Here is a 20,255-nt window from a genome sequence, read left to right as displayed (position 1 = left end):
TATTGCACGACTTCGGCTATATTTAGCCCAATAATCCTATTTTTCATGAAAAAAAATATAATCCTTTTGCTGATGACAATGGCTTCGCTAACGATCACTGCCCAAGAAGATCCCTACCTCGATTTGGAGGAAATCGATGGAAAAAAAGCGCTTGATTTTGTCAATACCCAAAATCAGAAAACCTTTGCTGTACTCGAAGCTGAGAAAGAGTATGCTTCCTTGTATCAAAAAGCCTTGACGATATTGAATGCCAAAGACCGCATTGTCTACCCTTCGATAACGGGCGATTATGTGTATAATTTTTGGCAAGATGCTACCCATGTGCGTGGAATTTGGCGACGAATGACCACAGCCGATTACAATGCAGGAAAATCCAATTGGGACATTCTATTGGACTTGGATGCTTTATCGGAGAAAGAACAGAAAAAATGGGTTTTTCATGGTGCCACTGCTTTATATCCTGGAAATGGATTGTATTTGGTTAAACTTTCCAATGGCGGCGGCGATGCCCATGAAACGCGCGAATTTGATGTGCGCACCAAACAGTTTGTGCCCAACGGTATTTTCTTACCCGAAGCCAAAAGTAGCATTCAATATTGGGACGAAAATAATTTAATCGTATCAACCGACTTTGGCCCCGGTTCATTGACCGAATCGGGATATCCGAAAATCGTGAAATGGTGGAAACGAGGCACACCCCTTTCGGAAGCCAAAACCTTGCTTTCGGGGGATCCGACTGACGTTTACAACAGTGGATCTGTTTTGCGCGATGGGGAAACACCTTACCTACTCCTCAACAAAAGTCTTTCCTTTTACACCCGGAAATCCTACATTCATCAAAATGATCAAAATATTCTACTAAACATTCCGGATGACGCTTCGTTACTTGGGATTAAATTTGGAAAAGCGATTGTGCAACTCAAATCGGATTGGACAGTGGCGGATAAAACCTACAGCCAAGGAAGTTTGATTGCGATGGATTTCAAAGCCTTGCTCGAAGGGAAGCAACACGTAGAACTTTTGTTCAAACCCACACCCAATCAAAGTTTAGAATCGGTAGCGATGACCAAAAATCAGCTGTTGATTAACGTTTTAAACGATGTAAAAAGCGAGTTGTATCTGTTGTCAAAGGGGAAAGAAAAATGGTATCAAACGCGTGTTGATGCTCCGGCTTACGGCACCATCTCGATTGTCAGTGCTAATCGGGAAAGCGATGATTTCTACTATAGTTTTGAAAATTTCCTCGAACCCACATCGCTTTTCGTCTACAATTTAAAAAATAGAAAGTCTACGAAAGTTCAGGGGCTACCTGCTTTTTTCTCCGCCGACAAATACAAGGTGGAACAGTTTTTTGTCAAAGGAACTGATGGAAAAAACGTACCTTATTTTGTGATATCCGCTAAAAATGTAGTGTTGAATGGAAAGAATCCAACTTTATTGTACGGGTACGGCGGATTTGAAGTGGCGATGCAACCTTTTTACAGCGGAACGATGGGGACGTTGTGGCTCGAACAAGGCGGTGTTTATGTGTTAGCCAATATTCGGGGTGGTGCTGAGTACGGTCCTTCCTGGCATCAAGCCGGTTTGAAAGAAAAACGCCAACTCATTTATGATGATTTTACAGCCATCAGTCGCGATCTTATCAAACGCAAAATTACCAGTAGCAAGCATCTAGGAATCATGGGAGGAAGTAACGGTGGTTTACTCATGGGGGTCGCTTTTACACAACATCCTGAATTGTATAACGCCGTGGTATGTCAGGTGCCGTTACTGGATATGAAGCGTTACAACAAACTATTGGCAGGAGCGAGTTGGATGGGAGAATACGGAAATCCTGATATTCCAGAAGAATGGGCTTACATTCAAAAGTATTCGCCGTATCACAATGTCAAAAGTGGTGTAAAATACCCTGAAGTGTTTTTTATGACCTCCACGCGCGATGATCGAGTTCATCCTGGACATGCCCGAAAAATGGCGGCCAAAATGCTTGATCTTGGCTATCCTATTTATTATTACGAAAATACAGAAGGAGGACACGGAGGCTCATCTACCAATGACCAACGTGCGCGATGGAATGCCTTGCAATATGCCTATCTTTTGAAAAAATTAAAATCCTAAAAAAGTGCCTTCGGGCCTTTTTTTTTATCGTTAAAAATTGTCGAACTTTACGCAAAGGATCGTTATGAATTTACAAATTGAAACCCCGGCTTTACTCTTTTCAGCAACCTCGTTGATTTTGTTGGCCTACACCAACCGCTTTTTAACCATTGCGCAAATCGTTCGCAGTTTGAAAAAAAATTACGATGAAAACCATAACAAAAGTATTTTGATAGAAATAAAGAACTTAAACCTACGACTCACGTTAATTCGGGCGATGCAGCTTTTTGGGGTACTCTCGCTGTTCTTGTCAGTATTTGCTATGTTGCTTTTATACCTCGAATGGATGTTGGCGGGAATTTATCTTTTTGGAGCCAGTTTACTGTGCCTACTAATTTCATTGGGCATCTCGTTCTGGGAAGTTAGCATTTCGGTAACCGCATTACGAGTTCACTTAAAAGATCTATTAGAAGAAACCAAAAACAAAGCATAATGGCGTTAGATTGGCTAAATTTAATCCACGAACTTCCGCAAATTTTAGGGCAATTAAGCGGACTCATAAAAGGTAATCGGGTGCTCAAGGACCAACTCATTCGGGAGCTGCGTTTGAATTTAAAAGCGTTTGAAACCGCTCAAAAGAGTAAGGTTATAAATTATGATAAATTATTGGAATTACTGCACAACGAGCAAATACAAGCTGCAAGAAAACAGCGCTTTACATTTGCTACGGTTAAATCAGGAGAAGTAAAAGCGCAGCATGTATTTAATCCTAGAAACCAAAAATATATCGGGAGGGATTGTGCTTGGTTATTTAAAAATATCGACGAAAAAATAGAAGACCTCCGCATGCAAAAGCAATACCATGGAAGTTTAAATGCGCTCGCTGAACGCAATATAGCGCTTCAGTTTTCGAACTTGTTTTATAAATTAAAACTCACGGCCGATTTTATTGTGGATTAAACCTTTGCCCAAAAAAAACATCCAATACAAAAATAATAACCGATGAAACGCCTACTTCTTTTTACCGTTACGCTCTGTAATCTTGCTGTATGTAAGGCACAAGAGCAAGAAAATCCTGAATTTATAGGAGAAAATTTCAGTCTGGAAGGCGCGCTTGCCCTTTTCCAAAAATCCCAATCCATCGAAGCTTTTGAACAAGCGCTCAATGCCGAAGATAATGGGATCAACAACCTAGACTTGAACCATGATGGGCAAGTAGATTACATTACCGTTACTGACTTCCAGGAGGGAGACACGCATGCCTTGGTGTTGAGCGTTTATTTAAGTGACCAAGAAAAACAAGATGTTGCCGTTATTGGGATCGAAAAAACAGGACCCGAAAGTGCACAACTACAAATCGAAGGCGATGAAGCGCTGTATGCTGCCAATACTATTGTAGAACCCCAAGATATATCCGAAACTGTCAAAGGGAAAGGGCCGAATGGGATGCATTACGATGCTAAACCAATAGGAGTCAATGTTTGGTTATGGCCAGCTGTTCGCTTTATGTACCGCCCAGGATATGTCGTTTGGCGTTCGCCTTGGCGTTGGCGCGTATATCCTCAAGGATGGCGTCCGTGGCGTGTGGTCAGCTACAGTGTGTTTACAACCCGTTGTGCGCCACATCGCTTGGTATATCGTCGGGTACCTACACGAACGGTGGTTGTAGCGCATAAGGTGTATCGCCCCAATAGACGGCATACAACCGTGGTAGTCAATAACCGAAGAGGAACGCGAGTGGTGCGCTCGACAACGCCTCGAGGAACTACGGTTATTCGAAAAAACCGAACCCAAACAGGTCGAAGACGATAAATGATAACAATGAAAAATCCCGCCTTTTGAGCGGGATTTTTTGAGCAGTGCAAGTGCTCACCAACCTAACAAAGTATAGAAAAATCTAAGTACTTTCAATAATAGTAAGAAAAACGGGCATGCCGATGGTAATGTTAAAAGGGAACGTTACCGCGAGTGCCATGGGTAAAAACAAACCCGGATTGGCTTTGGGAACGGCAATTTTCATCGCAGCGGGAACGGCTATATACGAGGCACTCGCAGCTAGAATTGCCAACATAAAACGATTCCCTGCTTCGGCCACAAAATAATCCGACAACCAGGCCACTGCACAACCATTAATCAAGGGGATAAAAAGTGAGAACAGTAAGGCAAACTTTCCATGCTTGATAAAATCATTCAACTTTTCACCACTACTAATCCCCATATCGAGCAGAAAAACCGCCAAGAATCCTTTAAACAAATCATTGGTGAACGGCTTTATTCCTTGGGCTTGCTCTTCATTGGCCAAATACCCAATACACAAACTCCCAAGGATCAACAAAACACTGCCGTTTGTGAGCGAGTGCTTGATGATGCTTCCAATTTTGGGTCCCTCGCGTTCGGTAGTGAAAAAGCGGATCAAAATCACACCTACCACAATGGCTGGAGCCTCCATCAACGCCATAACAGCGACCATATAGCCATTGAATTTATAATCGAGCATTTCCAAAAAACTCCCGGCCGTAACAAAAGTTACCGCACTCACCGATCCATAAGCAGCAGCAATCGCACCGGCATCATAAATCGAAAAGTTGCGTTTGAGGATAAAAAATGTGTACAATGGAATCGCCACGGCTGTGAGCAATCCGAGTGCGACGGCGCCCATAATTTCGGCATTAAACGTACTGTGTGACAATTCTTGCCCCCCTTTGAATCCAATTGAAAACAAGAGGTAAATCGAAATGAACTTTGACGAATTTTGCGGAATTCGAAGGTCACTTTTCAATTGTACCGCTAAAACCCCCAGTAAGAAAAACAAGAGGGCTGGATTGGTCAAATTGTCTGCAAGTAGATGTAAATCCATAGGTTATTTTGTCGCCGCACGTTTTAGACGGTCGTTCATAGTTTTCCCTAAACCTTCCTCAGGAAAAGGGGTGATAATTAAACAATCAAATCCTTGTTGATCCAATTCAAAAAGGGTTCGGTATAAGTGAGAAGCTACACGTTCCAACGCCTCATTTTCGGGCCATTGAATGGGGTGCAAACGCTCATGCACAAAGGTGAATGTAGGCGACAAAACCGCTGCTTTTCCAGCATGCGCCTCAACCCATTGCATTGCGGTAACCTCAGGCGTGTCGGTCAGTAGCACAGGCGTATTAGGAGCATAATGTTTGGGGAACCGTCCCGGAGTAAAAAATACCTTGTTGGGTTTATCGGCATAGTCAACCGGACCAATTACGGCTTCCAAGTCCTCCAACGAAAGCGCTCCTAAACGATACACGATGGCTTGGTCGTCTTCAAACCCAACAATGGTGGATTCTAATCCGGCTTGACTCGGACCGCCATCCAACACAAAAACGTCTTGATCTTCAAAATAATGGCGAACCATTTCGGCCGTCGTGGGACTGATTTTGGAAAAAGGATTGGCACTCGGAGCCGCCAACGGGAAACCACAGTTTTTTATCAACGCTAGCGTCAAAGGGTGCTGCGGCATTCGTATCCCTACACGATTGCTTTCGCCAGTGATCCACTCGGGTACTTGATCACTTTTGGGCAATAAAACCGTAAGGGGGCCTGGCCAAAAATGATCCATCAATTGCTTCGCTTTTTCGGGTAAATGGGCCACCAACGTTTCACAACGGGCCACCGAATCGACATGAACAATCAAAGGACTGGTACGCGGACGATTTTTTAACGTATATATTTTTTCAATCGCTTCTTTGTGGTAAATATTGGCTGCCAAACCATACACCGTCTCGGTTGGAATCGCGACTACATTGCCACTTTCTAGCAGTAATTGAGCTATTTGAATGTCGGGTGTGTGCATGGGTTATGGGTTACAATAATCACAAAATTGGGGATCCTCTACTTCTTTTTGCAGTGGATAATATCGTTTTTCTTCAAACGAACAGGTATCACAATGATAAAGCGCATACAAGGGCGAACGCGTAGGTTGTTTACACCAGCCACAAGGCAAACCCGATTCCATGCGTTGCACTGAAAATCCGGGAGCTTGGCATTGCGGACAAAGCGATAGCAGGGTATCGACTAAATTTTGTGTCGCTTTTGCGATGGCAGTCATCCGCTTTGGGTTGAAATGGGCCCGCATGTCGGTTTCTACATAACAGCTTCCAAATTCCTGCTTCAAGTTTTGAAAATGCTGAACCAATTCATCGTATTCTTGCACACCTTTGTACAAAGGCGCATACGATTGGTCGTCCTTTCGCACTATAACCGCGTGTTGGGGAAATCCTACACGGGTAACAAATGCTTCTAAATCTTCTTCATCTTTTATGTAAGCACCTGTAAAATTTGTGTCACTTGTCCAATACCGCCCCGTATATTCTCGGTTGTTTTGAGCATCGAGGAGCAATACCGTTTCGTAATTGGCGGGAAGAAAAGGACTAGAAGGATGAGCACCGAAAGACCCTTCGCTGGCAACTACAAGATCATACTTGTTCTTTTTCATAGCCAAGTTGCACTTGTCACGAAGGGTACTTATCACATCCTTTACCCGGGGAATTTCTCCAGAAAAGGTGCCTAAACTATCGGTGTTCAACGCGGTCGGAACGGTACAGGAAACTCCCAATTCCCGCTCAAGAATGGGAGCCATCACACGCTCTTTGTGATGGGCAGTAGCTATAGCAACCGTTCGTCCCGCAAATAATTTCATTATTCAAAAGTTAAAGCGATATCACTTTTAATGACAATACGCTTATGATGGGCTTCGGCTTCTTTTACCGTTTGCTGCAACGTCGCCAAAGCTTCTTCCAAGGCTTTGATTCGCTGGGTGCTGTGGGCACTATCTTCAATGTTGCGAATATCTTTACTAAACGCATCCACTTGATGATACTGAATCTTGTGATTAATCAACTTGGTCAATAGCTCACGGGCTTCATCCGGTTGAAAAACCCCATCAATTAAGGTCACTTGTGTCAAATCCATGGGCTATTTTTTTACATAAAACCAAACCAATTAATACACTCCCCGCTTCAGCCAATGACGACCACAATACATCTTGGAGCCACCAAGAGACTGCTGCCAACAAAAGGCCAGTGAGAATGAGATACCAAAGACTACGCATCAAAACCAAAATGAGTGTGAATACGAACCGAGCCCGATTGTTCGCGCAAAGCAACTGTCATATCATGGGCTGCGGTTTGTAGCGCTTTGATCCGCTGTTCACGGAACTTGATATCCTCTTCCGACATACTTGCGGCAATTTTCTTTTCGTGAAACTTGATTTTCACGTCTACCAATTCCCGTAACAAAGCAATCGCTTCTTGGGGATCAAACTTTCCGTCGATTAATTGGAGTTCCATAACACTTATTGTCCTTGACCTAAAGAGTACGCAGGTGTTCCGTCAAAATGATACAAGTTTTCTGTTTTCACCACATCAATCCCGTGTGCCTCAGCTTGCTGCAACAACCCGATAATGTGTGCTTTCGATAACTCGCTTCCGTCTTTCATTTTGAAGCGACAACGCCAATGGTCGGTACAAAATGTTTCTGCAAATCCTTCAGGCCATACTTTGATCCCGCGGTTGGTGATCATACTCAACTGAAGTCCACCGTCGTTTAATTTTTGAATCGACTCGGCCAACGTATCGGCAGAGGTTCCCGCCCAGTGTACAAATAAGTCCACGCCATGAAGCGTTTTTACTTGTGGCGCAGGACGCTTGTACGAAGGCAAGTTCATCGGTGCACCATCACGATATTCTACAGCTTTCAATACCGATGGTTTCTGACCCAAGCGTGCAATGATTGCTTCAGCAAACGCTTGTGTTCCTACTTTTTGAGCACTTACGCCTTCTTTGAAAATATCATAGGTATGAATACCATCTTCAATGGTTTTTAACCAAGCATTTTGGATTTTTTCAGCGATAGCATTCTGACCCAAATGTTGCAACATCATGATAGCGCCTTGCAACAATCCCGAGGGGTTTGCCACATCTTGGCCTGCACGACGAGGAGCTGAACCGTGAATGGCTTCAAACATCGCACAAGATTCTCCGATATTGGCTGAACCTGCCATACCTACCGAACCTGCAATTTGTGCCGCAACATCAGATAATACGTCACCGTATAAATTTAATGTTACAATAACATCAAAAGCCTCAGGGGTATCGGCCAATTTTGCCGCTCCGATGTCGATAATCCAGTGCTCGTTTTCAATTTCTGGATATTCTACCGCAATTTCATCAAAAACCTTGTGAAACAATCCGTCGGTTTGCTTCATGATGTTGTCTTTGGTGAAACAAGTTACTTTTTTGCGTCCAAAAGCACGCGCATATTCAAAGGCATAACGAACAATTTTCTCACAACCAGGGCGGCTAATCAATTTCAAACATTGAATAACCTCATCGGTTTGCTGGTGCTCGATACCTGCATATAAATCTTCTTCATTTTCACGAATAATAACCACGTCCATTTGAGGGTGTTTGGTCGCAACATAAGGACTTAAAGACAAACATGGACGAACATTAGAATAGAGCCCCAAAAATTTACGGGTTGTCACATTCAAACTCTTGTACCCCCCGCCTTGTGGAGTGGTAATCGGAGCTTTCAAAAATACTTTGTTGCGTCGGATGATATCCCAAGAGGAAGCTGCAATCCCGGAAGTGTTTCCAGATAAATAAACTTTCTCTCCCACTTCAATTTCATCGTACTCCAAAGCGGCTCCCGCTGCTTTTAATACCGCCAAAGTGGCATCCATAATTTCGGGACCAATTCCGTCACCTTTTGCAATCGTAATTCGTGTCATAGTAAGTTTGTTTAACGAGGCAAAGGTGAAAAAGAAAGTTTATATATTTTTATTTATGTTTTAAATAATATGTATAAATTATTTTATATGTTTAATTTCCAATTATCCACAGCAAGACCGGTTTGGATTCGGCCTGTAATTGGGCGTCCAAAATTCGCATAAAAGAATTGGATACTGCTGGACAGCCCCAACTCAACGGACTCACCTCGGGATGGATTTCGGTATCGGAAACGGCATTCCACGAATGCAACACCACTACTCGTTCGACAGCTGTGGCGTTGGTGGACTCGAGACCGTGCAGCCAATATTTAATTTTGATCCCCCATGAACTGGTATCCCGACGACCAATTTTGTATTTCCCTACCATACTGCAATGACTGTTGACCCGTGTATCAAATTGAGCTTTTTCCCATCGTTGTGGATTGGGGGTAAACACATCACAACTCCCGTGGGTGACCAATTGGGCATGCGTAATGGTATCTTTGGTAAAATCATACACAAAAAATCGATTCTTACCCGAAGGGATTCGCAAGTCTAAAAGATAATAGAATTGGGTACTCATCCCCTTTTTTTGACAATACGAAAGGGCTTCTTGATGATGGGAAGCATACGACGCCTTCGCTTGAATGGGTTCGACTTCCTCCTTTTTTACACATTGAATCAAAAAAATAGCGAGAAAAAATACAATGCCTTTCATTTCATTTGGTTTATAATCACATAACTATAATTTTCTCGTTTTATTTAAACCTTGAATGTTAAATAAAGTCTAAGAGTAAAACTTCACTATGGAACCCGCCATTCTTTGGTCGTTGCGTTTGGGATTCAGTGCCCGTCAGGCTGAAAGCATCCAAAAAAATGGAATTGCCGATTTTCTCCAAAAGTCAGTCACAGCCCCTTTTACTCAAAAGCCACCTGATTTTATGGCCAGCGAACCCAAATCTTTGGCTGAATTGCGTCAAATTCGCCAACAAATCAAAAACACCGAAGATCCCGAAACCAAAGCCGTACTGAAAAAACAAATTCAAAATGGTATCGCTTTTAAAGCGTGGTGGATTAATGAAATACAACACTCGGCCTTTCCGTTACGCGAGAAAATGGTGTTGTTTTGGCACAATCATTTTGTAGCTACCCAACAAAAAGTAAAGGTGAATTGGTGGATTTACCAACACAATCAACTTTTGCGGGAAATGGCTTTTGGAAATTTTAAAACGTTGACCAAAGCCGTATTGCAAACCAATGCGATGGTGCGGTATTTGGACAATGTCGATAACCAAAGGGGGGCTCTCAACGAAAATCTCAGTCGCGAACTCCTCGAACTTTTTACCCTAGGCATCGGCCACTACACGGAAAATGATGTAAAAATGGGAGCCAAAGCACTGGCCGGTTTGCATTTGGGGGAACATAAAGCGCAGTACCGTCCCCGCTTGGAAGACCCCGATACGATTACGTATTTGGGAAAAACGGGACAGTTCAAAGTAGAAGATCTAGTCGATCGTATTTTTGAACAACCCGCCGTTCCTTATTTAATTACCCGAAAACTATTGCAATGGTTTATATACGATTCTCCCCCTGAGGAGCTGGTCACGTATTATGGCGATTATTTTCGAAGTGTTCAATTTGAAATACAACCGCTGCTTCAAAAGATATTGGTGGAAGAATATGCCAAACCCACAGCAGGAAGTAAGATTAAAAATCCGTTGGAGTTTATATTGCAACTTCATGACGAATTACACATTTCAAATCCCAATGAAAACCTGCTTGTTTTTTTCTTACGACAACAGGGTATGGACCTATGCAATCAACCCAATGTAAAAGGATGGATAGGCGGAAAAAGTTGGCTCACGTCTCAAATTTATTTACAACGTCAACATGCTTGCGACTTGCTTTGCCGTGGAAAAGAACTGAACCGCAGGGTATTGAAAGAACTACCTGAAACCCTTTCAAAAACGAAAACAGCACAAGAATACACTCCAAAAGTGGCTTTCAATCCCAACGACTCAGCCAATGAAATAAAACAAAAAATGACCCAACGCTTGGTGTTTCAAGTAGATGAAGACCTTCAAAAACAAGTTGACGCGGTGCTCAAATATGATTTTAACGCCAAAGACCCTAACGCTCAAGAAGCCGTAATGCGATTGTTTTTTACGCTTGTCAAATCCCCTGAATTTCAACTCATTTAAGATGAATAGAAGAAACTTTTTAAGTCTTACGGGAACCTTTACAGGAGGACTATTGGTCCTTCCTGATTTTCTCCACGCACTAGGAACACAACCGCTACAAAATCAAAAAGATTCATGTGTAGTGTTTATCCAACTCAATGGAGGGAACGATGGGTTAAATACCTACATACCTTTTGACCATCCCGGCTATTATGACTTACGTCCCCATATCGCTATTGCCAAAAATGATATTATTGGGAAAAGTAACGGAATGGGATGGCATCCGGCGTTGAAAAATTGGAATACCATTCAGCAAAATGGCGACTTAACGGTTATTCAAAATGTGGGCTATCCTTCGCCCAACCGATCCCATTTTCGAAGTCAAGAAATTTGGCAAACCGCTTCTGGAGCTCAAGAATACCTCACAGAAGGTTGGTTGGGTCGGTATTTGGATTTGCAATGCACCACTACCCAACCTACCGGAGGAGTCAATATTGATAGTATTGATAATTTGGCCCTGCGCGGCAAAGAACCCAACAGCATTACGGTAAAAGACCCTGCGCGCTTCCGAAGTCAGGCCACCACCGAAGCGAGCCAACTCTCGACCAATCCACAACTCGACTTTGTTCGAAAAATTGCTTCCACGGTGGTTGAAGGTGCCGATGATATCCGTCGAGCCATAGCGGCTTCGCAAACTGAGGTTAGTTATCCAACGACGGCTTTGGGAAAAAATCTGGAATGGATTGCGCGATTGATCAAAGGAAATTTACACACCCATGTCTACTACACGTCCCAAAACGGATATGATACCCACGACAATCAAAAGAGCATTCACCAAAATAAACTCAAAGAATTGGATGAGGCGGTGTTTGCTTTTTATACCGAAATCAAGCGGGCGGGATTGCTATCGCAAGTGACATTGGTCGTATTTTCTGAGTTTGGGCGGCGGGTGCGCGACAACGGCAACGGCACCGATCATGGTACTGCTGCACCTGTTTTTGTGATCGGGGGACACACCACGGGAAAAGTTGTAGGAACAAATCCCAATCTTGACAACTTAGATCAAGGGGATTTAAAATTTGAAACGGACTTTCGGTCGGTGTATGCGACTTTACTACAACAAAAATTGCAGCACCAACCCACCTCGATTGGCATCACCCAAGCCCCACTTTCGGGAATCTTTCGCTAGGTAAAAATGTTTTTGTAGGTATACCACATATTCGAGTATCTTTGTCGGCTTTTTTAAATAAAAAATGACAGGAAAATCGATACTTAAAGGTGTATTTTTAGTGGGCTTAGGAGCCTCTAGTTATGGAATGCTGGCTACTTTTGTAAAATTAGCCTACCGAGAACATTATACCACGGCTGAAGTCACCCTTTCGCAATTTGCGTATGGCATCTTGGGAATGGTGCTCATCAACGCCTTTCAAAAATACAAATCCCAAAAACCCGTTGAAAAAGCCTCTCCAAAAAACATTTTTCACCTTATGTTGGCTGGAACTTCATTGGGGATGACGAGCGTTTTTTATTATCTCTGTGTCAAATACATCAATGTTTCTATCGCCATTGTATTATTGATGCAAACCGTATGGATGGGGGTGCTTTTGGAGTGGATTTTAGAAAAACGGAAACCTTCGCTACAAAAAACCCTTTCGGTGGGACTGGTCTTGTGGGGAACACTTTGGGCGACCAATATCCTGCATAGTGAATTTACCTTAGATTGGCGCGGAATGCTTTTTGGAATGCTCGCTGCTGCCTCTTTTACCACCACGATGTTTACCGCCAATCGAGTGGCGTTGGGTATTTCATCGGCGCAACGCAGTTTGTATATGCTACTCGGAGGGGCTGTCATCGTGATTGGATTTGCGCTAGCGACCCAAAATACGCCCTTTCAATGGGGAATCTTTTTCAAATGGGGAATCGTTTTGGCTCTTTTTGGAACCATTATCCCGCCGTTATTAATGAATGCTGGATTTCCGATCACCGGAATTGGTCTCGGAAGTATTGTCTCGGCGCTTGAATTACCGGTATCTGTATTTATGGCCTTTTTTATTCTCGATGAAAGTGTGGTGCAACAGCAATGGTTGGGGATTGTACTGATCCTTTTAGCCATCATTTTTATGAATATTTCATTTAAAAAGACGTCATAACGGACTACTACCGTAATTTTTTTGGTAAAATAGTTGTTAAAACTGTTAAAATTTTATTATTTTGACAAATCAAAAACAACCCAACATGACCCAACCTTGGCATTTATATGGTATGGCCCTATTGTATATTGTGGCGGGTATCAACCATTTTAGAAAACCAAATCTGTATTACAAAATCATTCCCCCTTTTTTTACCAATAAAAAATTCATCAATGAGATGACGGGCTTCCTAGAAATAGTTTTGGGTATTGCCTTATGTATTCCAGGATTTACAAGTCTTGCGGCAGCTTTTATCATCCTGCTACTGATTTTAGTTTTTCCAGCCAACATCTATATGGTGACCTATTCGGAAGGGCGCTTGGGACTCCCGCTTTGGTTGCTTTATATCCGTTTACCGCTACAATTTCTTTTAATGTATTGGGCCTTTAGTTATATCGATTTTGAGCAACTCTTTTTGTAAATTTGAGGGCACCAACGGATAGCTATGGCCCTATTTGATTTACACGAACCGATTCATTTTTCAGTCCCCGATGCAGACCTTTGTTTGTATCCGAACTTTATAGCTCGCGACAAAGCGCAAGAATATTTTGACTTGTTGTATGCCCAAACGCCTTGGCGCAATGATCCCATTACGGTTTTTGGGAAAACCCATCCGCAACCGCGATTAACGGCATTGTACGGACATGAAGGAAAACCTTATGCCTACTCCAATGTGGTCATGCAACCGCATCCGTGGACGCCTTTGCTTACCTATTTAAAAGAAGAAGTGGAGCAGATTGCCCACACCCAGTTTACCACCGTGTTACTCAATTTGTACCGCAACGGACAAGACAGCAACGGTTGGCATGCCGATAATGAAAAAGAATTGGGCCGAAATCCTATAATTGCCTCACTCAGTTTTGGAGCCGAACGCGCTTTTCATTTACAACACAACACCTTACGAGAGGAAAAATTGAAAATCCCCTTAACGGCTGGTAGTTTACTCCTAATGCAAGGAACCACGCAGCATTATTGGAAACACCAAATTCCGAAAACAGCACGACCCGTGGGTCCGAGGATTAACCTCACTTTTCGCACCTTAAAGTAATGATTATGGAAAATTTTATAGCCTATTTTAGCACTATTCCTTCATCGCACCGCGCTGCCTTGTTAGCCGGTGGAATTGCTCTCTTTTGGCTTTTCGAAAGTGCCGCACCCTTTATTCGTTTTACCTATTCCAAATGGCAACATGCGGGGATAAACTTATTCTTTACGGGAACCACCATTTTGGTCAATTTTGCGTTGGCCTTTGTATTACTTCGCACAGCAGATTATAGCGTTCAACATGAAATTGGATTGCTCAACCTTTTGCCCGAAATGCCTTCATGGCTGTTTTTACTTGTGGGCTTGCTTGGACTTGATTTTTTTGGAGCCTACTTAGCGCATTTTGTCGAGCACCGATGGTATCCGCTTTGGCGTTTTCACCTCATACACCACACCGATACGTACTTGGATACCACTTCAGGAAACCGGCACCACCCAGGAGAAAGTGTTATTCGCTTTGCCTTTACTTGCATAGGGGTATTGATTGTGGGTTGCCCGATGTGGTTGGTCTTTTTGTACCAATCGTTATCGGTTGTCATGACCCAATTTAACCATGCCAACATTGGCCTTCCCAAAAAACTTGACCGTTGGATGAGTTACATTTTGGTCTCCCCCGACATGCATAAAGTTCACCACCATTACCAACTTCCTTACACCGATAGCAATTATGGCAATATTTTTTCGCTTTGGGATCGAATATTAGGCACCTACCGTCATCTCGATCGAGAGCAAATCGTCTATGGGATTGATACCCATCAAGACCCAAATGAGCACAACAGACTTTCTAATTTGCTGCAAATCCCTTTTCAACCGCTTAGAAAACCAACCCACAAACCCGAGTAGACTTTTTAGCGTGACAAAGCGACCCACGCCATCGTTTTACCTAAAAATTAACGCTTGTTCATGGCATCATGTGAAACGGTATTGCGAATTTTGACTATGCAAAACAAGGAACTCACCGAAGCGCAAATTGACCGCATTATTGAAATGGCTTGGGAAGACCGCACCCCTTTTGAAGCTATTACATACCAGTTTGGGTTGTCTGAACAAGAGACGATCACACTCATGCGCCGCGAAATGAAACCCTCCAGCTTTCGCATGTGGCGTGCGCGGGTTCAAGGTCGTGCCACCAAACATGCCCAACGTCGCGTGAAAGGAATTGACCGTTTCAAATGCACACTTCAGCGGCAGATAACCGGAAATAAAATCTCGAAGCGCTAAACCAACAGGATATTTTTTTACCTTCGTTAGGTAATCCTATCCTATGAAAACACGTTTTATCCTCTTTTGCTGCTTGTTCACTTTTTTGATACAAGCCCAGAGCCCCTTTAGTACGCAAGAAATTGAAGTCAACACCTTACTGAAAGGAACGTTAATCACGCCCGCCACTCCCGACGCATCAAATACCCTAGTCATTTTGATTGCTGGCTCGGGACCGACGAATCGCAATGGGAATCAGCCGGGGATGCTAACCAATTGTTATAAATTTTTAGGACAAAGTCTCGCTGAGAAAGGAATATCTTTTTTTAGTTATGACAAACGTATCATCGCACAAGTCATCCAAAAAACAATGGATGAAAAAGCACTCCGATTTGAGGATATGGTGACCGATGCTAAAGCCATACTTCTGCATTTTTTGAATCAAAAAAAATATTCAAAAATCGTACTGATCGGGCATAGTGAAGGATCATTGGTAGGTATGTTGGCCGCGCCCTATGGAGCCGATGCCTTTGTTTCACTGGCTGGTGCCGGTCGTGCCGCTGATGCTATTTTGATTGAACAACTAACCCGAAACAATCCCGAACAAAAAGAAGGATTGCGTCAATGTCTTGACAGACTAAAAGACACGGGGAAATGGACTTGTGATGTCGCTATTCCGGGGATGGAAAGCGTTTTTCGTCTTGCTATTCTTCCCTATTTGCGGTCGTGGTTTGTTCACAATCCAGCCAACATCATCGGTGCACTGCGCATGCCCGTTTTGATTATCAATGGCGATAAAGATTTACAAGTTCCCGTGGAAGATGCAGCCTTATTAAAAGCTGCCAAACCCGAGGCAGTCTACGCTATCATTCCCAACATGAATCATGTACTCAAAAATACGCCCGATGAACAAGCCAATCGGCAATCGTATAACGACGGAAAGTTACCCATCGAACCGCAACTCACGGAAGTTATCATGGATTTTATAAAAAAATTGTAACGAAACGAGGATTTAATCTACCAATGGCATAAATAGTATTCGATGAAACAATTTTTATTTTCCTTAGTAGCCGCGCTAATGCTAGCGGGCTGTGGCTCCTCGACTTCTACGGTAGCCAAGAAAAACAATGTGGTAGTGCATCTTGATTTGGTCAACATTACCGAGGATAAAGTTGCAGTCAGTGTGACGCCGCCCACCTTAACTGAAGCCGAAATTGTATACCATTTGCCCAAAATTATCCCTGGAACCTATTCGGTAGATGATTATGGAAAAATGGTTGAACAGTTTAAAGCCTACGACGCACAAGGAAAAGAACTTCCTGTTCAAGCGTTAAGCACCAATTCATGGCAAATCAAAGAGGCGCAAAAATTGGCCAAAGTAACCTATCTCGTAAATGACACCTTTGATAGCGAACGCGGAGGTGGTTTTGGAGGTGGTATTTTTTCTCCAGCAGGAACCAATATCAATGCAGGTAAAAATTTCATGATTAACCAGCATGGTTTTGTGGGGTATTTTGAGGGAAAAAAGGATATTAACTACGAGTTAAAAATTACTCATCCCGACAGCATGTTTGGTGCTACCTCGTTGCTTGATACCGATGCCTCAGCAACATCGGATGTATTTATAGCGGAGCGCTACAACGAATTGGTAGACAACCCGATCATGTATGGAAAACCAGACTTCACCTCGTTTCAGGTAGATGGCATGGACATTTTATTCAGCGTATATTCGCCCAATGCCAAACATAGTGCTGCCGTGTTATCGCCCGCTATCGAAAAAATGATTCGCGCACAAAAGAAATTTTTGGGTCCGGTTAACAACAATAAAAAGTACACTATTCTTCTCTACTTATCGGAAACCGACAAACCCGATGCGCGTGGATTTGGAGCTTTGGAACACAACACTTCAACCACTGTTGTATTTCCCGAAATGATGCCCGCTGAGGCCCTTGGAAAACAATTGATTGATGTGGTTTCGCATGAGTTTTTTCATATCGTAACGCCACTCGGAGTGCATTCGCATGAGATTCACTATTTTGATTTCAACAACCCCAAAATGTCACAACACTTATGGATGTATGAGGGGGTTACCGAATATTTTGCCAACCTGTTTCAAGTCAACCAAGGACTTATCTCGGAAGACGATTTTTACAAACGAATGGCCAATAAAATCAGCGAAGCCAAACGAATGAATGACACGATGCCTTTCACTGAAATGAGTCAGAATGTGCTCACCGAGCCCTACAAATCCCAATACTTAAATGTATACAGTAAAGGAGCGTTGATCGGAATGTGTATCGACATTATCATTCGTGAAAAGAGCAATGGAACGCGAGGTATTTTGGACTTAATGCAAAAACTAACTGAAAAATATGGACCTTCTCGTCCGTTTTTGGATGCCGAATTGTTTGACGAAGTAACCGCGATGACCTATCCTGAAGTAGGCACTTTTCTTCGCACCCATGTTTCGGGAAGCACGCCAATTGATTATGCAAGCTATTTTGCAAAAATGGGCGTAGGCAAAGGAAAGATTCAAAAGCCAGAGAACGTGTTGTTTTTAAAACGTACGCCATGTATTACGGCCAATAGTAACAAAGAAATCGTTGTACGTAATGACACCGAGTTATCGCCGTTTATGCAGGGTATTGGATTGAAAGCCGACGATATTATCACGGGAATTGATGGCAAATCGTATACCATGGATGCGATCGGTCCTTTGATGGATGCCGTGCAAAAATGGAAAGAAAATGATTCTGTAACCCTAACCGTAACGCGCGGCGGTAAACCATTGACATTAAATGGAAAAGTAGTATTTTCCTATGTCGAAAATGAAGGATATATAACCCTTGATCCTTCCAAAAATCAACTAAAAACATCCTGGCTAAAAGGATAAACTTGAATAGACCCTTTGCGAAAGTCCTCAATTTGATTATCGAATTGAGGATTTTTTTTTCATCTTTGCGAAAAATAAAATCATGCGAAAAATCAGTATTTGTTTACTTGCATCAGCCCTTATCCTTAGTTGTGCTAAAGAGAAAAAACCAATCGATGGATTGGAATTATCGGGAACCATCAAAGGTTTTAAAAAAGGAACCCTATACATCCAGCGCATCAAAGACGATTCCATATTAGTACCTATCGATTCGATCAAGTTTGAAGGAACTTCTGAATTCAAAACCCATATTGACCTCAAACATCCTGAAATGCTCTATTTATTTATTGACCGAGGAGTGAGCAATTCGGTGGACAACAACCTTCCTTTTTTCGCCGAACCCGGTGCGATGACGGTGGAAACAACTTTGGATTATTTCACGGCAGATGCTGTGATTAAAGGTTCGAAGAACCAGGAGTTGTACGACCAATACAAGGTGATGATGTCGCGATTGATTGATAAGAATTTAGAATTGATTCAAATGGGGTTAATCGCTAAGAAAGACAATAATTTAACCCGCTTGGATAGTATTCAAAAGGAACAGGATGAAAACTTGAAAAGACGCTATTTGATTACCACCAACTTTATTGTCAACAACAGCAATTACGAAATAGCACCCTATATTGCCTTGGCTGAAATTCCCGACGTTTCGCTTAAGTATTTGGATACGATTGATAAATCGATGAGTGCCAAAATTAGTAAAACGAAATACGGTAAAAAACTGAGAACCTATGCCGAGGAACGACGAAAACTAGGAGAATAAAAAAAACGGTCGATGACCGTTTTTTTTATGCCTATGGGTTAACGTTTGTCACTGTATTATCTAAGTGGCGCCGCAAACGATTGGGCGCTGTAAAATCTTCTTCAACGGGAGTCGCCACGCCATTAACCACAGGTCCTGTAAATTTACGAGGAATCCCCCGGCGTTCATCTACATTTGGCGTCGTTGGGTCATCCACCGCAGCGCCATTAAATGGATAATAGTAGGTAACACCATTGACCACATAACTGCGTTCGAACTTGGTCAAATAGGAATCATTATCATCATCTATATCGACCATGTTGGCCCGCTCATCTCCATCTGAATCGTAATCTTTAGGATTATCGCTCCAATTGGTAAGCGGGAAAGCGCGTTCATCACGCGAGAGTATTCCGTCGCGGTCGTGATCTCGATACCGCACTTCAATCAATTTAAAGGAGAAAATAATGGGAGAATACGCGGGAATATTGGTCGTTGCATTGTTGTAATACCCCAAACCAGAAGGCAAAAACATTACCCCAGCTCCATAATTATCAAACTGAATAGGTTGCCCAGGAACCGTTGTGTACGTCCCTGATTTAAAATTAGGAAACACATGGCCCCAACCTGGAATTAATGACTCTAAAGCAAACCAATTGGGCGTCACCGCTTGATCAAAGACGTCTAAATTCAACTCGATTCCTTTATAAGCCACATGAACTGAATCAACTTGAGTTGGCCTTTTCTGCGTTCCTTCACGGAACTTGATGAAATACAATTTGTAATTGATATCATCTTGTGCAATCAAAGTGTCGCGCAAGGGATATTGCGTCTGATTTCGGATCGAAGTTTGTGTCCCATTTTCGGGAATCTCATAAAACTCAACGTCAAAAGTCGTCGGATTCACTTCCATATAATGCGTATCCAAAAAATCATCGATGGCGGCAATGTCGGTCGCATATTGTTCGGCCCTATCACGAATAGGTGTCGTTGATGTTCCATCTTTAGAACAAGATGTACCCATAAAAGCCAAGGCGAGCGCCCACAACGTAAAAATTTTAAAACGCATAGAAATTACTGTATTTATGGCGTGCAAGATACAATATTGATTTATTTTTGTAAACTATTTAACGTAGTT

At 42.7% G+C, this 20,255-nt stretch carries 22 protein-coding genes; 14 read left to right on the top strand and 8 right to left on the bottom strand.

Features of this window, described 5'->3' with window-relative positions:
• Window positions 1–45 precede the first annotated feature (45 nt).
• The 4 genes from BUC17_RS13035 (at window position 46) to BUC17_RS13020 (ending at window position 3,909) form a co-directional block, all read left to right on the top strand.
• Window positions 46–2,118, top strand: a complete 2,073-nt coding sequence (locus tag BUC17_RS13035; RefSeq protein WP_073365218.1) for a prolyl oligopeptidase family serine peptidase — start codon at window positions 46–48, stop codon at window positions 2,116–2,118.
• A gap of 64 nt (window positions 2,119–2,182) precedes the next feature.
• Complete coding sequence (locus BUC17_RS13030; protein WP_073365216.1) at window positions 2,183–2,590, top strand: DUF2721 domain-containing protein; 408 nt, start codon at window positions 2,183–2,185, stop codon at window positions 2,588–2,590.
• Window positions 2,590–3,057 carry a hypothetical protein gene (locus tag BUC17_RS13025; RefSeq protein ID WP_073365214.1) on the top strand — a complete coding sequence of 156 codons (468 nt, stop codon included), beginning with the start codon at window positions 2,590–2,592 and terminating at the stop codon, window positions 3,055–3,057. The genes BUC17_RS13030 and BUC17_RS13025 overlap by 1 nt, the downstream gene beginning before the upstream one ends.
• Window positions 3,058–3,099: 42 nt before the next feature.
• Window positions 3,100–3,909: a hypothetical protein gene (locus tag BUC17_RS13020; protein WP_073365212.1), complete on the top strand. Its 810-nt coding sequence runs from the start codon at window positions 3,100–3,102 to the stop codon at window positions 3,907–3,909.
• Window positions 3,910–3,994: 85 nt separating this feature from the next.
• On the opposite strand, the gene BUC17_RS13015 is transcribed toward BUC17_RS13020, so the two are convergent.
• From BUC17_RS13015 to BUC17_RS12985, 7 genes are all read right to left on the bottom strand, one after another.
• Window positions 3,995–4,954 carry a sodium-dependent bicarbonate transport family permease gene (locus tag BUC17_RS13015; protein WP_073365210.1) on the bottom strand — a complete coding sequence of 320 codons (960 nt, stop codon included), beginning with the start codon at window positions 4,952–4,954 and terminating at the stop codon, window positions 3,995–3,997.
• A gap of 3 nt (window positions 4,955–4,957) precedes the next feature.
• Window positions 4,958–5,917, bottom strand: a complete 960-nt coding sequence (locus BUC17_RS13010) for an L-threonylcarbamoyladenylate synthase (protein ID WP_073365208.1) — start codon at window positions 5,915–5,917, stop codon at window positions 4,958–4,960.
• A 3-nt stretch (window positions 5,918–5,920) separates the two neighbouring features.
• Complete coding sequence (locus BUC17_RS13005; RefSeq protein ID WP_073365206.1) at window positions 5,921–6,763, bottom strand: DUF6671 family protein; 843 nt, start codon at window positions 6,761–6,763, stop codon at window positions 5,921–5,923.
• Window positions 6,763–7,035 carry a hypothetical protein gene (locus BUC17_RS13000; protein ID WP_073365204.1) on the bottom strand — a complete coding sequence of 91 codons (273 nt, stop codon included), beginning with the start codon at window positions 7,033–7,035 and terminating at the stop codon, window positions 6,763–6,765. The genes BUC17_RS13005 and BUC17_RS13000 overlap by 1 nt, the downstream gene beginning before the upstream one ends.
• Window positions 7,036–7,166: 131 nt before the next feature.
• On the bottom strand, window positions 7,167–7,412 hold the full coding sequence (locus BUC17_RS12995) for a hypothetical protein (RefSeq protein WP_073365202.1): 246 nt from the start codon (window positions 7,410–7,412) through the stop codon (window positions 7,167–7,169).
• A 5-nt stretch (window positions 7,413–7,417) separates the two neighbouring features.
• Window positions 7,418–8,854 (bottom strand): NADP-dependent isocitrate dehydrogenase, encoded by a 1,437-nt coding sequence (locus BUC17_RS12990; protein ID WP_073365200.1) that lies wholly within the window; start codon window positions 8,852–8,854, stop codon window positions 7,418–7,420.
• 91 nt (window positions 8,855–8,945) lie between these two features.
• On the bottom strand, window positions 8,946–9,551 hold the full coding sequence (locus BUC17_RS12985; protein WP_073365199.1) for a murein L,D-transpeptidase catalytic domain-containing protein: 606 nt from the start codon (window positions 9,549–9,551) through the stop codon (window positions 8,946–8,948).
• An 88-nt stretch (window positions 9,552–9,639) separates the two neighbouring features.
• Between BUC17_RS12985 and BUC17_RS12980 the strand changes: the two genes are divergently transcribed.
• The 10 genes from BUC17_RS12980 to BUC17_RS12935 all read left to right on the top strand — a co-directional run bounded on the left by BUC17_RS12980 (window position 9,640) and on the right by BUC17_RS12935 (window position 19,141).
• Window positions 9,640–11,034, top strand: coding sequence for a DUF1800 domain-containing protein (locus tag BUC17_RS12980; protein WP_073365197.1), 1,395 nt, complete (start codon window positions 9,640–9,642; stop codon window positions 11,032–11,034).
• A gap of 1 nt (window position 11,035) precedes the next feature.
• On the top strand, window positions 11,036–12,202 hold the full coding sequence (locus tag BUC17_RS12975) for a DUF1501 domain-containing protein (protein ID WP_073365195.1): 1,167 nt from the start codon (window positions 11,036–11,038) through the stop codon (window positions 12,200–12,202).
• Between the two features lie 64 nt (window positions 12,203–12,266).
• The gene (locus BUC17_RS12970) at window positions 12,267–13,163 is read left to right on the top strand and encodes a DMT family transporter (RefSeq protein ID WP_073365193.1); all 897 of its coding nucleotides are present in this window, start codon (window positions 12,267–12,269) and stop codon (window positions 13,161–13,163) included.
• 61 nt (window positions 13,164–13,224) lie between these two features.
• A complete protein-coding gene (locus tag BUC17_RS12965) occupies window positions 13,225–13,623 on the top strand; it encodes a DoxX family protein (RefSeq protein ID WP_317044525.1) in 399 nt (132 codons plus the stop codon).
• A gap of 24 nt (window positions 13,624–13,647) precedes the next feature.
• Window positions 13,648–14,250, top strand: coding sequence for an alpha-ketoglutarate-dependent dioxygenase AlkB family protein (locus BUC17_RS12960; protein ID WP_073365189.1), 603 nt, complete (start codon window positions 13,648–13,650; stop codon window positions 14,248–14,250).
• Window positions 14,251–14,255: 5 nt separating this feature from the next.
• Window positions 14,256–15,089: a sterol desaturase family protein gene (locus BUC17_RS12955; RefSeq protein ID WP_073365237.1), complete on the top strand. Its 834-nt coding sequence runs from the start codon at window positions 14,256–14,258 to the stop codon at window positions 15,087–15,089.
• Between the two features lie 60 nt (window positions 15,090–15,149).
• Window positions 15,150–15,467, top strand: a complete 318-nt coding sequence (locus BUC17_RS12950) for a TIGR03643 family protein (protein WP_394334050.1) — start codon at window positions 15,150–15,152, stop codon at window positions 15,465–15,467.
• Between the two features lie 43 nt (window positions 15,468–15,510).
• Entirely contained in the window at window positions 15,511–16,446 is a 936-nt protein-coding gene (locus tag BUC17_RS12945) for an alpha/beta hydrolase (protein ID WP_073365187.1), read from the top strand.
• A gap of 42 nt (window positions 16,447–16,488) precedes the next feature.
• Complete coding sequence (locus BUC17_RS12940; protein ID WP_073365185.1) at window positions 16,489–18,339, top strand: M61 family metallopeptidase; 1,851 nt, start codon at window positions 16,489–16,491, stop codon at window positions 18,337–18,339.
• An 82-nt stretch (window positions 18,340–18,421) separates the two neighbouring features.
• Window positions 18,422–19,141, top strand: a complete 720-nt coding sequence (locus tag BUC17_RS12935; RefSeq protein ID WP_073365183.1) for a DUF4369 domain-containing protein — start codon at window positions 18,422–18,424, stop codon at window positions 19,139–19,141.
• 31 nt (window positions 19,142–19,172) lie between these two features.
• Here the strand turns inward: BUC17_RS12935 and BUC17_RS12930 are convergent, their stop codons facing one another.
• Window positions 19,173–20,186 carry a BamM family beta-barrel-assembly machinery protein gene (locus tag BUC17_RS12930; protein ID WP_073365181.1) on the bottom strand — a complete coding sequence of 338 codons (1,014 nt, stop codon included), beginning with the start codon at window positions 20,184–20,186 and terminating at the stop codon, window positions 19,173–19,175.
• Window positions 20,187–20,255: the final 69 nt, after the last annotated feature.

The organism is Flavobacterium fontis (assembly GCF_900129405.1).
GTDB lineage: Bacteria > Bacteroidota > Bacteroidia > Flavobacteriales > Flavobacteriaceae > Flavobacterium > Flavobacterium fontis.
This window is presented reverse-complemented; position numbering and strand designations above follow the sequence as displayed.

Coding starts and splice junctions, on each gene's coding strand:
- BUC17_RS13035 (WP_073365218.1), top strand. CDS start 46: ATGAAAAAAAATATAATCCTTTTGCTGATGACAATGGCTTCGCTAACG.
- BUC17_RS13030 (WP_073365216.1), top strand. CDS start 2,183: ATGAATTTACAAATTGAAACCCCGGCTTTACTCTTTTCAGCAACCTCG.
- BUC17_RS13025 (WP_073365214.1), top strand. CDS start 2,590: ATGGCGTTAGATTGGCTAAATTTAATCCACGAACTTCCGCAAATTTTA.
- BUC17_RS13020 (WP_073365212.1), top strand. CDS start 3,100: ATGAAACGCCTACTTCTTTTTACCGTTACGCTCTGTAATCTTGCTGTA.
- BUC17_RS13015 (WP_073365210.1), bottom strand. CDS start 4,954: ATGGATTTACATCTACTTGCAGACAATTTGACCAATCCAGCCCTCTTG.
- BUC17_RS13010 (WP_073365208.1), bottom strand. CDS start 5,917: ATGCACACACCCGACATTCAAATAGCTCAATTACTGCTAGAAAGTGGC.
- BUC17_RS13005 (WP_073365206.1), bottom strand. CDS start 6,763: ATGAAATTATTTGCGGGACGAACGGTTGCTATAGCTACTGCCCATCAC.
- BUC17_RS13000 (WP_073365204.1), bottom strand. CDS start 7,035: ATGGATTTGACACAAGTGACCTTAATTGATGGGGTTTTTCAACCGGAT.
- BUC17_RS12995 (WP_073365202.1), bottom strand. CDS start 7,412: ATGGAACTCCAATTAATCGACGGAAAGTTTGATCCCCAAGAAGCGATT.
- BUC17_RS12990 (WP_073365200.1), bottom strand. CDS start 8,854: ATGACACGAATTACGATTGCAAAAGGTGACGGAATTGGTCCCGAAATT.
- BUC17_RS12985 (WP_073365199.1), bottom strand. CDS start 9,551: ATGAAAGGCATTGTATTTTTTCTCGCTATTTTTTTGATTCAATGTGTA.
- BUC17_RS12980 (WP_073365197.1), top strand. CDS start 9,640: ATGGAACCCGCCATTCTTTGGTCGTTGCGTTTGGGATTCAGTGCCCGT.
- BUC17_RS12975 (WP_073365195.1), top strand. CDS start 11,036: ATGAATAGAAGAAACTTTTTAAGTCTTACGGGAACCTTTACAGGAGGA.
- BUC17_RS12970 (WP_073365193.1), top strand. CDS start 12,267: ATGACAGGAAAATCGATACTTAAAGGTGTATTTTTAGTGGGCTTAGGA.
- BUC17_RS12960 (WP_073365189.1), top strand. CDS start 13,648: ATGGCCCTATTTGATTTACACGAACCGATTCATTTTTCAGTCCCCGAT.
- BUC17_RS12955 (WP_073365237.1), top strand. CDS start 14,256: ATGGAAAATTTTATAGCCTATTTTAGCACTATTCCTTCATCGCACCGC.
- BUC17_RS12950 (WP_394334050.1), top strand. CDS start 15,150: ATGGCATCATGTGAAACGGTATTGCGAATTTTGACTATGCAAAACAAG.
- BUC17_RS12945 (WP_073365187.1), top strand. CDS start 15,511: ATGAAAACACGTTTTATCCTCTTTTGCTGCTTGTTCACTTTTTTGATA.
- BUC17_RS12940 (WP_073365185.1), top strand. CDS start 16,489: ATGAAACAATTTTTATTTTCCTTAGTAGCCGCGCTAATGCTAGCGGGC.
- BUC17_RS12935 (WP_073365183.1), top strand. CDS start 18,422: ATGCGAAAAATCAGTATTTGTTTACTTGCATCAGCCCTTATCCTTAGT.
- BUC17_RS12930 (WP_073365181.1), bottom strand. CDS start 20,186: ATGCGTTTTAAAATTTTTACGTTGTGGGCGCTCGCCTTGGCTTTTATG.